This window comes from Amycolatopsis camponoti (assembly GCF_902497555.1).
Classification (GTDB): Bacteria; Actinomycetota; Actinomycetes; order Mycobacteriales; family Pseudonocardiaceae; genus Amycolatopsis; species Amycolatopsis camponoti.
Window position 1 is genome coordinate 3016358 of the sequence record NZ_CABVGP010000002.1, and the last position, 12743, is coordinate 3029100.

Sequence of the window (12743 nt, forward strand, 5' to 3'; positions counted from 1 at the left end):
ATTACAGGACCTTCACACCAGTGTGAGGGTCAACCGATCCCACGGCGTGGGCGACCGCGCGCAGCGTGGCGATCGGGTCGTCGCCGAGGGGGAAGACGCCGACCTGGTCCGCGCCCGCCGCCCGGTGGGCCAGCAGCCGCGTCGCGACCGTCGCCGGGTCGCCGTGGGCGACGAGCGCGTCGGTGAGGCGGTCGCTGCCGGTGCCGGCGAGGTCGTCGTCGGTGAAGCCCAGCCGGCGGAGGTTGGCGGCGTAGTTGGTGACGCCCAGCGCGGCCCCGGCCGGGCCCGACCGGGCGATCGCGCGGGCCCTTCCGGCATCGGGCTCGACCAGGGCGAAGTGGCCGGGCAGCACCAGCTTGCCGGCGCCGAGGACCGCCCGCGCCCGGCGGGTGTGCTCCGGGCTGACCATGCACGGGATGGTGCCGGCGGTGCGGTCGCGGGCCAGGCGCAGCATCCTCGGCCCGAGGGCGGCGATCACGATCCGGTCGGCCGGCACGCCCGCGGCGGCAAGCCGGTCCAGGTAGGCCACCAGCGTGTCGAACGGCGAGGCGTACTCGGTGTGGACTTCGCGGTGCCCGATCCCGACGCCCAGCAGGAAGCGTCCCGGGTGCCGGCCTTCGATCCGGTGGTAGGACGCGGCGACGGTCTCCGCGTCGGCGGTCCACACGTTCACCACGCTCGTGCCGATGACCAGCCGCGTGGTGGCGTCGAGCAGCTCTTCGGCCAAGGCGAGGTCGGCGGGTGGTGAGGCGTCCAGCCAGAGCGTGCCGTAGCCGGCCCGCTCGACTTCCGCGGCGCTTTCCGGGGTCACTTCGTGCTCGCGCAGGTGGGCGCCGAGCAGACCGAGATCGAGGTTCATGATCCGACTCCAGCACCGCGGCCCGCCGTGGACCAGGGCCAGTGCCGACGCGCAGCGATAACCTGGAGGCATCGTCGCAGGGGAGGATCGGTGGAACTACGGGCTTTGCGGTACTTCGTCACGGTCGCCGACGAGCTGCACTTCGGCCGGGCCGCGGACCGGCTGCACATCGCCCAGCCCGCGGTCAGCAGGCAGATCGCCCGGCTGGAGCGCGAGCTGGGGGAGCGGCTGTTCGACCGGTCGCCGCGGCGGGTCCGGCTGACCGCGGCCGGGCACCGGGTCCTCACCGCCGCACGGGAAGCACTCGCGGCCGCCGACCGGGTCCGGAGCGCGGCGGCCGGCCCCGCGGGAGTCATGCGCATCGGCACGGCCACCGGGGTCACCGCCCGGCTGGAACGCGGGATCGACGCGTTGCGCGCGCAGTCCCCGGCGTTCGACGTCGTGCTCGTCGACCTGCCGCCGGCCGATCGCCTGAACGCGTTGCGGCAGGGGGAGATCGACGTGGCGCTGGCGCGCGGAGTGGGCGCGGCACCCGGGGTGCGGGTGCTGCCGGCCTGGACGGAGCCGCTGTACGCGGTCGTGTCCACGCGGCACCCCGCCGCCGGCCGCGAGGTCGTGACCGTGGCCGACCTGGCCGGCGGCGACCTGCGCGTCCCGGACCCGTCCGTGCTCGCGGTGCTGCGGGAAGCGGGCGTCCCGGTGCGGCCGGGCCGTCCGGCGGGGACGGTCCCGGACACGATCGTCGAGGTCGGCTCGGACCCCCGGGCCTGGATGGTGCTGCCGGCCGGCCAGGTGACGGAGATCAGCTCCACGAGGGTCCGCGCGATCCCCCTCGCCCCGCGCACGACGATCACGGGCAGCGTCGTCGTCCCGGACGACCTCCCCCACACCTGCGCGGCGGCCACCCGGGCGGCGTTCGGCGATTGAGGCGGGGCTCGGTGGCGAAATGGTTGCGCCACTGGAGGTGCGCACGGTTCAGGCGGAGTGCAGCCGCACGGGCAGTTCGCGCACCCCCCAGGTGAAGTTCGACGCCGTGTAGCGGGGTTCGCCCACGATGTCCACGGCCGCTACCCGGTCCAGCAGCTCCTCCAGGAACACCGTGAGTTCGAGGCGGGCGAGGCGGGCCCCCAGACATTGGTGGCGGCCGCCTCCGAACGCGAGGTGGCGGTTCGGTGTGCGGTTCACCCGGAAGCGTCCCGCGTCGCCGAACTCGGCGTCGTCGCGGTTGGCCGAGACGTTCCACAAGGTCACCCGGTCGCCCTCGGCGATGTCGACGCCGCCGATCGTCGTGGGGGCGGTCGCGGTGCGCAGCACGTGCACGCCGGGGGTGGTCCAGCGCAGGACCTCCTCCACCGCGCTCGGCAGCAGCGCCCGGTCGGTTCGCAGCGCTTCCCACTGGTCCGGGTTTTCGATCAGGGCGAGCACGGCGCCGGCCGCGGAGTAGCGTGTGGTCTCGTTGCCGCCCGCGAGGACGCCGTTGCAGTTCACCACGATCTCGGTGTCGGTCAGCGGCCGCTTCGTCCCGTCCGCGGTGGACCGCCGGTCGGCGGCGATGCGGCTGACGAAGTCGTCGCCCGGGTTGTCCCGGCGGTCGAGCACCAGTTCCGAGAAGTACAGGAAGATCTCCGCGTGGGCGGCCAGCCTGCTCTGCTCGTCCTCGCCCTCGAAGGCATCGTTCATCGTGCCGCCGAGCCAGTCCCACTCCTCGCGCGGCACGCCCATCAGCGCGCACACCACGCGAGTCGGCAGCCGGCGCGCGGTCTCCACGACGTCCACCTCGCCCGCGGCGAGGGCGTCGTCGAGCAGGCCGCGCACCACGGTGCGCACCAGGTCCTCCGCGTGCGGGATCGCGGCGGGCGAGAACCCCTTGGCCAGCACGGTTTTCAGCTGCGCGTGGTCCGGCTGGTCGGAGACGATCAGCATCTGCCCCGTCACGGCGTCGACCGCGGTCGGGTTGGTGCCCAGCCGCATCCCGTGCCGGGAGCTGAACCCGGTGGCGTCGCGGTAGACCGACAGCACGTCGGCATACCGGGTGACCACCCAGAAACCGCCACGGGAGTCGGGGTGCCTGCTCACCGGGTCGTGCTCGCGCAGCCACGCGAAGTGCGGCCAGAACTCGGTGCCGGCGAAGCTCAGGTCGTCGGTCAGGTCCATCAGCACAGCAGGCTCCCCAGCGCGGGCACGGTCTCGTCGGCGAGGTCGGTCAGGAAGGTGTGGCCGCCGGCGAAGGAACGCCGGGTGGTGCCGGCGGTGCTGTAGCCGGCCCAGCCGTCGAGCAGGTGCCCGGGCACCACCGCGTCCAGGTCGCCGGACCAGGCGTGGATCGGGCAGTCCACCCGGAACTGTTCGGCGAGGACGTGGGTGTCGGCGAGCTTGTCGTCCCGGCGCAGCACGTCGAGCAGGAACTCCTGGCTGTCCTCGTCGAGGTCGCGCAGCTCGGGCGGGCCGGAGACGAACAGGTCGCGCAGGATCCGCTCGTCGATGACCAGGTGCTCGGCGGCCGACCGGTTGCCCGGGGGCTCGGTCGCGGCGAGCACCAGCGCGTCCGGGCCGGTCGCCCGAGCCAGCTCGTAGGCCAGCAGGCCGCCGAAGCTTTCCCCGACGATGACGAGCGGTGCGCCCGCCCGGAGCGCGGCGAGGTCCGCCGCGACTGCGGCGACGGCTTCGGCGAAGGTCGCCGGATGCTCTTCGGCGAACCGGTTTTCCCGCCCGGGCAGCTGCACGCCGACCACCGACACGGCCAGGCCGAGCCGGGCCTGCCAGCCGCGAAAGCGGTTGCAGCCGGAGCCACCCGGCGGTGCGCAGACCAGGGTCGGGCGGCCGGCGGGGGAGGGGTGCCACGGCACCACCCAGCCGCTCATGAGGACACCTCCGCGAGCCGGTCCAGCTCCGCGGCCAGCGCGGCCGGGTTGGGATTGCCCAGGAGCAACGGGATCGACGCCCGCAGCCCGGTCCGCTTGCGCAGCACCGCGACCATGCGCGCGGCGAGCAGCGAGTGCCCGCCGAGCTCGAAGAAGTCGGCGGCCACGTCGGCCACCGGCTGGTCCAGTACCTCGGCGAAGACCGCGCAGACCTCGTGCTCGCGGGCGGTGGCCGGCGCGCGCCCCGCGGACCGCGCCGCGTCGGCGGCCAGCGCGAGCGCTGCCCGGTCGACCTTGCCGCGGTCGGTGTAGGGCAGCGCCGGCACGAAGTCCACTGTGGAGGGATACAGGTGCTCGGGCAGGAAGGTCCGGCAGTGCTCGCGCACGAGCAGGGCGCCGGCAACCGGGTCGTGCCCGTCGGCGAGCACGACCGCGACACCGAGGGTGCCGCCCGCGGTCCGCACGAACGCCGTCGCCGCGATCACCGCCGGCAGCTGCTCCACGACCCGCTCGAGCTCGCCGAGCTCGATCCGGAACCCGCGCACCTTGACCTGGGTGTCGAGCCGGCCGAAGAACTCGAGCTGCCCGTCCGGGCGGGCGAGCACCTCGTCGCCGGTGCGGAACAGCCGTTCCCCGTCCACGGTCACGAACTTGCGCGCGGTGAGGTCCGGGTCGCCGCGGTAGCCCCGGGCCAGCGCGGGCCCGCCGAGGCACAGCTCGCCGCGGGTGCCCGCGGGCACCGGCCGCAGGTCGTCGTCGAGCACCCGGGTCAGGTAGCCGGGCAGCGCGCGCCCGATGGTCGTGACGTCGTCGCCGCGGGCGCTGTCGGCACACGTCGCGGCGATCGTGGCCTCGGTGGGGCCGTAGACGTTCAGCACCCGGTGCCGGGCCAGCAGCACCTCGAGCATCCCGCGCGGGCAGCGTTCCCCGGCGACCACCACGACCTCGGCACCGGCGAGCGCGTCGGCGCACGAGGCCAGCAGTGACGGGGTGAGGCTGGCCGTGCGCGGGGCGACCGCGGCGATCCGGCCGGCGAGGTCGACGTGCTCGCCGTCGTCGGCCAGGTCGAGGATCGCCGTGCCGACCCCGTTCAGCAGGTGCAGCAGCACGCACCAGAGCCAGCCGTCGAACGCGGGTGACAGCGGGTTGACGCCGAGGCCGCCCGGTCCGATGTGGATGGTGCTCATGGCACCCAGCGCCGTTTCCAGGCCCGCGTAGGTGACCTCGACACCTTTCGGCCGCCCCGCGCTGCCCGAAGTGTGGACGAGGTAGGCGATCTCTCCCTCGACCACCGCGAACGGGCCGCCTCGGGCGGTTTCCGGGTCGACGAAAGGCAGCTCGGCCGGCGCACCCGGAGGCCGCCGCCCGAGGATCAGCGACACGCCGGCGTCGTCGAGCACCTCGGCGGTCCGGGCGGCCGGGTGCCGTTCGTCCAAAGGCACGGCCGTCGCGCCGAGGCGCCACACGGCGAGCAGGCTCGCCACGGCGAGCCGGGACCGTCCGGTGGTCAGCGCGATCGCGGTGCCCGGCCCCGCTCCGGCGGCGGCCAACGCCCCGGCGATCGCCGTCGTCCGCTCGGCCAGGCCGGCGAAGTCGAGCACGCCGTCCGGTGCGGAGCAGGCCGTGGCCGTGGGCCGCTCGGCCGCCCACCTCGCGACCGCGGCCTCCAGCGACCCGATGCCCCTGCTTCGGGCGGCGTGCACCGGCAACGCGAGATCCGTCATCGTGCTGGAATCCATTCTTTCGGACGCGACAATGAAAAGGCGGCTGATCGCTGGAGAAGCTACGGCGGAACCGGGGCCGAGGCAATACTGCGCCAAGGTGATCGGCGCCGGTGTGCGACCGTTCGTGGCAGGGTGGGATAAGCCGATCAGCGTAAGTCTGCGGATTCCCCTGATTCGCCTCCGTCGTCCCTTCCCTGGTCCGATGTGGATGGTGTAGTGGACGGCCGCTCGGTGATCCACGTCACGACCGGTGATCCGACCTGCTTTTATTCGAGCACGGGGAAAAAAGGCGGTTTCTGCCCTGTCGGACGCGGCGCGGCGGCCCGTACGATGCGTCGTCGCCCGACCTGATCACATGAGGCCGACCGAATGAGGGACCCCGGATGTCACAGACCATCGGCTGGAACAGCTTCGTCGACACCCAGGCGGAGGCCGAGCACCGCCGGCTCCGCCTGCTGCAGGAGAGCTTCGATCCGTTCAGCTTCCGGCAGCTCGAAAACCTCGGGGTCCGGCCGGGGTCGCGGTGCCTGGAGGTGGGAGCCGGTGCGGGGTCGGTGGCGCGCAGGATGGCGGAGCTGGCTGGTCCGGACAACGTGGTGGCGACCGACCTCAGCCTCGCGTTCCTCGGCTCGCTCACCGATCTCGGGGTGACGGTGCTGCGGCACGACGTCACCACGGACGACGCGCCCGGCGAGTTCGACGTCATCCACACCCGGTTCGTGCTGGAGCACCTGCCCGAGCGCGAAGCCGTGATCAAGCGGTTGTCGTCGTGGCTCAAGCCGGGCGGGTGGCTGCTCATCGAGATCGGCACCCCGCTGCCCGAGCTGTCCTCGCACCCGGCGACCCGCCGGACGATGGCGGCGCTCACGCGGGTCATGGCGGACCGGGTCGGCACCGCCCCGGAGTGGGCCCGCACCCTGCCGGTCCCGCTGGAGGAAGCCGGTCTGGTCGACTGCGCCGCGGAGGGCCAGGTCCTGCCGGCGCGGGGCGGGCAGCCGCTGGCGGGCTGGCTCAAGAACACGACGAAGCTCGTCGAGGAGCACGCTCTCGCCACCGGCCTGGTCACCCGGGAGGTGCTCGACGAGGCCTACGCGACCTACGAGAACACATCCTTTGTGGACTACAGCTGGATGACGGTCGGCGCGCGCGGCCGCCGTGGCTGAGCGCTCCGCCGCTCTCCGGCCGGATTTCGCCCTGATTTCGCCTGCCGGATTCGACTTCCGTCTTCCACCGGCGCCCGAAGATCGATAGTCTCATGTCCTCGGTCGAACCTGCTTTCGGTGGAAACACCGCGGCCGAGCGCTGCCCGCCCGACCTCGGCCTGCTGAGGCTCGGCGAGTGGCAGGACCCCGTGCGCCTGGTGAGAGGCGCGCGGGGTCCTACGCGTTTTTCGACGTGGTCGACCGGGTCCCGGCGGCCCTTTGGGGGCTTTCCTTCGCAAGACTAAGCATTATCCTGTGGGCATGAACAAGCGCACTGTCCTTGACGCCACCCGCGAGCTCCTCCGGGAACTCGGCCTCACCACAGTTTTCGGCAACCCCGGCACCACCGAGGTCCCGTTCCTCACCGACTGGCCGGACGACTTCGACTACGTCCTCGGCCTGCAGGAGTCCACCGTCGTGGGAATGGCCGACGCGTTTTCCCAAGCCACGCGCCAGGCCGTCCTCGTCAACCTGCACTCCGCCGGGGGTGTCGGACACGGTCTCGGCAGCCTCTACACCGCCCACCGCAACCGAAGCCCGTTGATCGTCCTCGCGGGACAGCAGAGCCGGAACCTCCTGCCGCACGATCCCTTCCTCGGTGCCGTCGACGCCCCCCAGTTTCCCAAGCCGTACGTGAAGTGGTCGATCGAGCCCGCCACCGCCGAGGACGTCCCGGCCGCGCTCGCCCGGGCCTACCACGTCGCGATGCAGGCGCCGGCCGGGCCGGTTTTCGTGTCCGTTCCGGCCGACGACTGGACCGCCACGACCGAACGCCCGATCATCAGCCGCCCGCGGATTCGCGGCTACGCGGCGGATCCCGCGGCGATCGAGGAGCTGGCGACCGCGCTCGCGAGCTCCGAACGGCCGGCGTTCGTCGTCGGGAGCGCCGTCGACGAGGACGCCGCCGTCCTGGAGACCGTCGCGCTCGCCGAGCGCGTGAACGCCGGCGTGTACGTCGCGCCGATGTCGTCACGGTGTTCGTTCCCCGAGGATCACCCGCTGTTCCAGGGTTTCCTCGAACCCGAACGCGGTGCCGTCTCGGACAAGCTCGCGGCGCACGACCTCGTCGTCGTGCTCGGAGCACCCGCGTTCATCTACCACGTCGACCGCGGGCGCGGGGAAGCTCCGCTGCCGCCGCTGTTCATCGTCAGCGACGACGAGCAGATCCTCGCGCGCGCCTTCGAAGGCACCGGTATCCGCGCCACCCTGAAGCTCGGCGTGCACGCCCTGCTGAACGCGGTCGACCGGAGCGAGCGGCCCGCGCCGTCGCCGCTCGAGCGGCCCGCGAAGCCGAGCGGGGAGAAGCTCACCGGCGGCTTCGTCTACGCGACGCTCGCGGAGTTGTTGCCGGACAACGCGATCGTCGTCGAGGAGGCGCCGAGCCACCGCGGCGTCCTGCACGACCACCTGCCGATCACCCAGACCGACACCGGTTTCCTGACGATGGCGAGCGGCACGCTCGGCTACGGCGTCCCGGGCGCGGTCGGCGCGGCGCTCGCCCGGCCGGACCGCAAGGTCGTCGGCGTCATCGGTGACGGTTCGAGCATGTACGGCATCCAGGCACTGTGGACGGCCGCGCGCCAGAACGTCCCGGTGACGATCCTGATCATGGACAACACGGAGTACGCGGCGGTCCGCATCTTCGGCGACTCGATCGGCGGCGACAAGATCCCGGGCACCGAGCTGGGCGGCATCGACTTCGCGGCGCTGGCGGCGAGCATGGGCTGCCAGGGCGTGACGATCACCGAAGCGTCCGGTTTGGTCCCGGGGTTGACCGCGGCCCTGGACGACAAGCGTCCGACGCTGGTACACATCCGCGTCACGTCAGCGGAAAAGTCGCTGTACTGACGCACCGGGAAAGCTGCTCGTTTCACGAACGAAGCCCGTCGTCAGCCGCGAGGAACCGCGGCTGACGACGGGCTTCATTCAGGTCGGCTCGGTCAGGTGGTCGCCTGCGGCGCGATCATCGACGCGGCGTCGACCTTGGTCGTGATCGCGCCCATCTGCAGCATCAGGTCGGGAACCCGCTGCAGGCGCCGGGCATCCAGCTTCGCGCTGAAGCTGGGCAGGCCCATCAGCTTGGTCGTGTCTTCATCGGTCTTCACGTACTTCATCAGCAGCGGCTCGATCTTGGACCGGTCCTTGTTCGTTTCGCTGGTCGCCTTCTGCAGTGCGCGCTGGAAAGCGGCGAGGGTCTTCGGGTTCGCCTGCACCCACTTCGTCGCCGCGCCGTAGCCGGAAAGCGGGAAGTCCTGAGTGGCGCCGGTGTTGACGTCGATCACCGGGATCGCGCCGGCGGTCTTGGCGGCCTGCGAGAGGAACGGCTCGGGCAGCAGGGCCGCGTCGACCTGGCCCTGCGCCAGCGCCGCCGCGGTGTTCGGGAAGGGGCTCGGGATCCAGTTCACCTTGGTCATGTCGACGCCGTGGTCGGCCATCAGGGACTTGGCGAGCAGGTCGCTCGCCGTGTTCTTGGCCGTCATGGCGATGCGCCGGCCCGCGAGGTCCTTGATGCTCTTCACCGGCGAGTTCGGCGTGGTGACGATCGCGACGGACTTCGGGCTGACCGAAGTCGCGTCGGCGACGAGCTGGATGTCGGCCGCACCCGTGCTCTTCGCGACGAAGAACGGCATGTAGCTCGAAATCGCGATGTCGGTTTCGCCGGAAACCGCTTTCGTCAGTGCCGCCTGGCCGCTCGAGGCCATGACCGTCTCGACCTCGAGCCCTTCGGCCTTGAAGTAGCCGGCGTCCTGCGCGAGCCACAGCGGAGCGGTGTCCACCGTGGGCAAGATGGCGACCTTGATCTTCGACTTCTCCAGGCCGCCGCCCCCGGTCGACGAGGCGTTCGAGTCGTCCGAGCCGAGCGCGCTGCAGCCGGTGAGGGCTGTCGCGGCGACGACGGTGAGGGCGAGCCCGAGCGCGGCGCGGCGAGTGCTAACCCGGCCACTGCTCATGGCGTTTCCAAGCAAGGCCTGCTCCTTGAAAGAGGTGTTGGTCCGTGAACCGAATCCGATGGGAGATGTGACTCGATCTTCAGAGGCACCCGGGACACTGTAGAGAAGGTGACTGCTTGCTCACAACGGGTGCGATCTACACCCATGAGGGTGACGCGCGTCACTCTTTCGGCCTCTGGTCTAGATCTACTGCTCCACTCGTCGTAATTGAGCACCCAGCGTGAGGTGCGGATCTTGAATCCAGGATTTCGGGGCGTCCGAGCGGCGAAGTTCTCCGGCGTCACCGGCATCGCCGTTTGCCGACGCCTGCCTGTGGACGGCTCGCGTCCGTTCGACTATTTCGATGGATTTTCGGCGTGGTCGCGGCGGGGCGGACTTCCCGGTGAGGCCGCACCGTGAAGACCTGCCCCGCGGGTGCGCGAGCCGCGAACCGAACTGGAGCTGCGCCGAGCCGGGTCGTTTCAGGAAACCGCTCGGGATCGCTTTGGCAGTCCAGAATGCCGAACGCTCCGGTGAATTGTCACTGTGCAGTACTGCGGCTCGGACCCAGCGTCGGCTCGCTCGATTCCGATGGACCCGTCCGGGGTTCCTTGAGCTCGACGAAGATCGAGTGTGTCGGAGTCTCGCCGATGTTGTGGCCGGCGTGTTCCTGCGCGCCGACCCAGCGCGCCGTCCCGGCGGGAAGGTCGACCTCGATCGAGGTGCCGCCGGCGCTGATCCGGCGTCGGAACGCGCTCAGCGTCACCATCACGGAGTCCGGGTGCCGGTGGGGTGAGGTGTGATCGCCGGGGGCGTCCAGGTACTCGAGCACCCGCACTCGGTCGTTCTCCAGCACCACGCGGTAGAGGTCGGAATCGGTCTCGACGGGATCGGTGGTCATGAGCGGCTCCGTTCATGGGACTTCGGTACCATGATGGCATGGAAGTTCCATATGAGTCCACGGGTCGCCGCCGTCAAAAGGAACGGACTCGTGCGGCTTTGGTCAGCGCGGCGCGGGATCTCCTCGCTGAGGGTCATTCACCGACGGTCGAGGACGCCGCGACCCGGGCCGACATTTCCCGCACGACGGCGTACCGCTATTTCCCGAGCCGACGCGCTCTGCTGCTCGCCGCACACCCCGAGATTCGCGAAGGCACCAGCCTTCTGCCCGCCGACGCGCCCGCCGATCCGGTCGCCCGGCTGGAACTGGTGATGCGTGAGTTCACGCGAATCACCGTGGAGTGGGAGCCGCAGCTGCGAGCCCAGTTGCGGCTGTCCCTCGAACCCGGTGTCGACCAACCGGTGCTGCGTCAGGGGCGCGCGATCGGCTGGATCGCCGAGGCGCTGAGCCCGCTGAGCCGCAGTCACCCGGACATCGACGTCCACGATCTGGCCGTGGCGATCCGCTCCGCGACGGGCATCGAGTCCCTGATCTGGCTGACCGACGTCGGCGGACTCGATCGGCAGGACGCCGCGGCGACGATGACGCGGTCCGCCGTGGCCATCCTGCGGGCGGCGATGACGCCTTGAGCGCCCGCGGGCGGTCTCAAGCCCCGAAGATGGGGACCGAGGTGCAAGCGTTTCCGTTCACGCCCTGGCAGCAGCCGGGCCGACGAGTGCCGAGCTGGCTGCGCCTCGATCACGCCGGGCCGCCACCTCGACAAGCGGCACTGGATCTCGCTGGGGCCGAAACCGGGCGACCGGTCGCCGACGCGGTCGAGGATTCCTGCGAACTGGTCGTCGAACGGCCGCCGCGGCGCGACCGCCCTCATGCTCGGTGAGCCGATTTTGTCGGTGTCCCGTGCCAAGCTCGTCATGCCCGCCTGTCCACCTCCGAGCCGAGAGTCCGATGGAACCGACCGAACCCACCCTGCCGCTCTTCGACGACGAGCCCGGTCGGCCCCTCGCCGATCGCCTGCGCCCCACGCGGCTCGACGATGTCGTCGGGCAGGACCACCTCCTGGCCCCGGACGGCCCGCTGGGCCGCATGGTCGCCCAGCAGCGCCTGGGCTCCGCCATCCTGTGGGGGCCGCCCGGCGTCGGGAAGACGACCATCGCCCGGCTCCTCGCCGACGGCGGCAACCTGGTCTTCGAATCGGTGTCGGCCACCTTTTCCGGCGTGGCCGAGCTGCGGAAGGTCTTCGCCGCCGCGCGGAACCGGCGGAGCGTCGGCCAGGGCACCCTGCTGTTCGTCGACGAAATCCACCGCTTCAACCGCGCCCAGCAGGACAGTTTCCTGCCCTACGTCGAGGACGGCACGATCACCCTGATCGGTGCCACCACGGAGAACCCGAGCTTCGAACTCAACGGCGCCCTCCTCTCGCGCACCCAGGTCCTCGTCCTCAAACGCCTCGACGAAGCCGCGTTGTCCACGCTGGTCGACCGCGCCGAGCAGCTCACCGGCCACCCGGTGCCCCTGGACGAAGACGCCCGCCGCGCCCTGATCGCCATGGCCGACGGCGACGGCCGCTACCTCCTGAACATGGCCGAGCAGCTCCAGGCCCTGCCGGCCGCCGAGACGCCGTTGGACACCACCGCGCTCGCCCACCACATCCAGCAGCGCGCCCCGCTGTACGACAAGGCGCAGGAAAGCCACTACAACCTGATCTCCGCGCTGCACAAGTCGATGCGCGGCTCCGACCCGGACGCGGCCCTGTACTGGCTCGCCCGCATGCTCGACGGTGGCGAGGACCCGCTGTACGTGGCCCGCCGGCTGGTCCGCTTCGCGAGCGAGGACATCGGCATGGCCGACCCGCAGGCGGTCCAGCAGACGCTCGCCGCCTGGAACGTGTACGAGCGCCTCGGCTCCCCGGAAGGCGAGCTGGCGATCGCGCAGGCCGTCGTCTACCTCGCCACCGCCCCGAAGTCCATCGCCGTCTACCGCGGCTTCGGCGCGGCACATCGCGCCGCCCGGCGCACCGGCTCGCTCACGCCTCCCGCCCACATCCTCAACGCCCCGACCCGGCTGATGAAAGACCTCGGCTACGGCAAGGACTACGAATACGACCCGGACACCGCCGACGGCTTTTCCGGCGCCGACTACTTCCCCGGTGGCATGGACCGCGAGACGTACTACCAGCCCACCCGAAACGGTTACGAAGCCGAGATCACCGAGCGCCTGCGCCAGTGGGCCGCCTCGCGTGCGCGCCGACAACGCGGATGACATT

11 protein-coding genes are annotated in these 12743 nt (G+C 71.3%); 5 read left to right on the forward strand and 6 right to left on the reverse strand.

All coding sequences use genetic code 11. The features are described from left to right. Position 1: 1 nt before the first annotated feature. Entirely contained in the window at positions 2-859 is an 858-nt protein-coding gene (locus tag AA23TX_RS34530; protein ID WP_155546890.1) for a TIGR03620 family F420-dependent LLM class oxidoreductase, read from the reverse strand. 90 nt (positions 860-949) lie between these two features. Here AA23TX_RS34530 and AA23TX_RS34535 point away from each other — a divergent pair, with 90 nt between their 5' ends. Next, entirely contained in the window at positions 950-1786 is an 837-nt protein-coding gene (locus AA23TX_RS34535; protein ID WP_155546891.1) for a LysR family transcriptional regulator, read from the forward strand. A 48-nt stretch (positions 1787-1834) separates the two neighbouring features. On the opposite strand, the gene AA23TX_RS34540 is transcribed toward AA23TX_RS34535, so the two are convergent. From AA23TX_RS34540 to AA23TX_RS34550, 3 genes are read right to left on the reverse strand one after another with little or no spacing between them, the layout of a single operon-like run. Beyond that, positions 1835-3013 (reverse strand): cytochrome P450, encoded by a 1179-nt coding sequence (locus tag AA23TX_RS34540; protein ID WP_155547497.1) that lies wholly within the window; start codon positions 3011-3013, stop codon positions 1835-1837. Further along, positions 3013-3720: a thioesterase II family protein gene (locus tag AA23TX_RS34545; protein WP_155546892.1), complete on the reverse strand. Its 708-nt coding sequence runs from the start codon at positions 3718-3720 to the stop codon at positions 3013-3015. The genes AA23TX_RS34540 and AA23TX_RS34545 overlap by 1 nt, the downstream gene beginning before the upstream one ends. Further along, positions 3717-5444 (reverse strand): non-ribosomal peptide synthetase, encoded by a 1728-nt coding sequence (locus AA23TX_RS34550; protein WP_155547498.1) that lies wholly within the window; start codon positions 5442-5444, stop codon positions 3717-3719. The genes AA23TX_RS34545 and AA23TX_RS34550 overlap by 4 nt, the downstream gene beginning before the upstream one ends. Before the next feature lie 383 nt (positions 5445-5827). Between AA23TX_RS34550 and AA23TX_RS34555 the strand changes: the two genes are divergently transcribed. Next, positions 5828-6607, forward strand: a complete 780-nt coding sequence (locus AA23TX_RS34555; protein ID WP_155546893.1) for a class I SAM-dependent methyltransferase — start codon at positions 5828-5830, stop codon at positions 6605-6607. A gap of 300 nt (positions 6608-6907) precedes the next feature. Then, on the forward strand, positions 6908-8494 hold the full coding sequence (mdlC, locus tag AA23TX_RS34560) for a benzoylformate decarboxylase (protein ID WP_155546894.1): 1587 nt from the start codon (positions 6908-6910) through the stop codon (positions 8492-8494). A 92-nt stretch (positions 8495-8586) separates the two neighbouring features. On the opposite strand, the gene AA23TX_RS34565 is transcribed toward mdlC, so the two are convergent. Beyond that, a complete protein-coding gene (locus AA23TX_RS34565; protein WP_155546895.1) occupies positions 8587-9597 on the reverse strand; it encodes an ABC transporter substrate-binding protein in 1011 nt (336 codons plus the stop codon). A gap of 520 nt (positions 9598-10117) precedes the next feature. Beyond that, the gene (locus AA23TX_RS34570) at positions 10118-10477 is read right to left on the reverse strand and encodes a cupin domain-containing protein (RefSeq protein ID WP_155546896.1); all 360 of its coding nucleotides are present in this window, start codon (positions 10475-10477) and stop codon (positions 10118-10120) included. A gap of 98 nt (positions 10478-10575) precedes the next feature. Between AA23TX_RS34570 and AA23TX_RS34575 the strand changes: the two genes are divergently transcribed. Further along, on the forward strand, positions 10576-11106 hold the full coding sequence (locus AA23TX_RS34575) for a TetR/AcrR family transcriptional regulator (protein WP_230862888.1): 531 nt from the start codon (positions 10576-10578) through the stop codon (positions 11104-11106). 319 nt (positions 11107-11425) lie between these two features. After that, positions 11426-12739: a replication-associated recombination protein A gene (locus AA23TX_RS34580; RefSeq protein ID WP_155546898.1), complete on the forward strand. Its 1314-nt coding sequence runs from the start codon at positions 11426-11428 to the stop codon at positions 12737-12739. Positions 12740-12743: the final 4 nt, after the last annotated feature.

What these genes read in the sequence shown, in the direction of transcription:
- AA23TX_RS34530 (WP_155546890.1), bottom strand. Translation starts at nt 859, where the DNA reads ATGAACCTCGATCTCGGTCTGCTCGGCGCCCACCTGCGCGAGCACGAA.
- AA23TX_RS34540 (WP_155547497.1), bottom strand. Translation starts at nt 3,013, where the DNA reads ATGGACCTGACCGACGACCTGAGCTTCGCCGGCACCGAGTTCTGGCCG.
- AA23TX_RS34545 (WP_155546892.1), bottom strand. Translation starts at nt 3,720, where the DNA reads ATGAGCGGCTGGGTGGTGCCGTGGCACCCCTCCCCCGCCGGCCGCCCG.
- AA23TX_RS34550 (WP_155547498.1), bottom strand. Translation starts at nt 5,444, where the DNA reads ATGACGGATCTCGCGTTGCCGGTGCACGCCGCCCGAAGCAGGGGCATC.
- AA23TX_RS34555 (WP_155546893.1), top strand. Translation starts at nt 5,828, where the DNA reads ATGTCACAGACCATCGGCTGGAACAGCTTCGTCGACACCCAGGCGGAG.
- mdlC (WP_155546894.1), top strand. Translation starts at nt 6,908, where the DNA reads ATGAACAAGCGCACTGTCCTTGACGCCACCCGCGAGCTCCTCCGGGAA.
- AA23TX_RS34565 (WP_155546895.1), bottom strand. Translation starts at nt 9,597, where the DNA reads ATGAGCAGTGGCCGGGTTAGCACTCGCCGCGCCGCGCTCGGGCTCGCC.
- AA23TX_RS34570 (WP_155546896.1), bottom strand. Translation starts at nt 10,477, where the DNA reads ATGACCACCGATCCCGTCGAGACCGATTCCGACCTCTACCGCGTGGTG.
- AA23TX_RS34580 (WP_155546898.1), top strand. Translation starts at nt 11,426, where the DNA reads ATGGAACCGACCGAACCCACCCTGCCGCTCTTCGACGACGAGCCCGGT.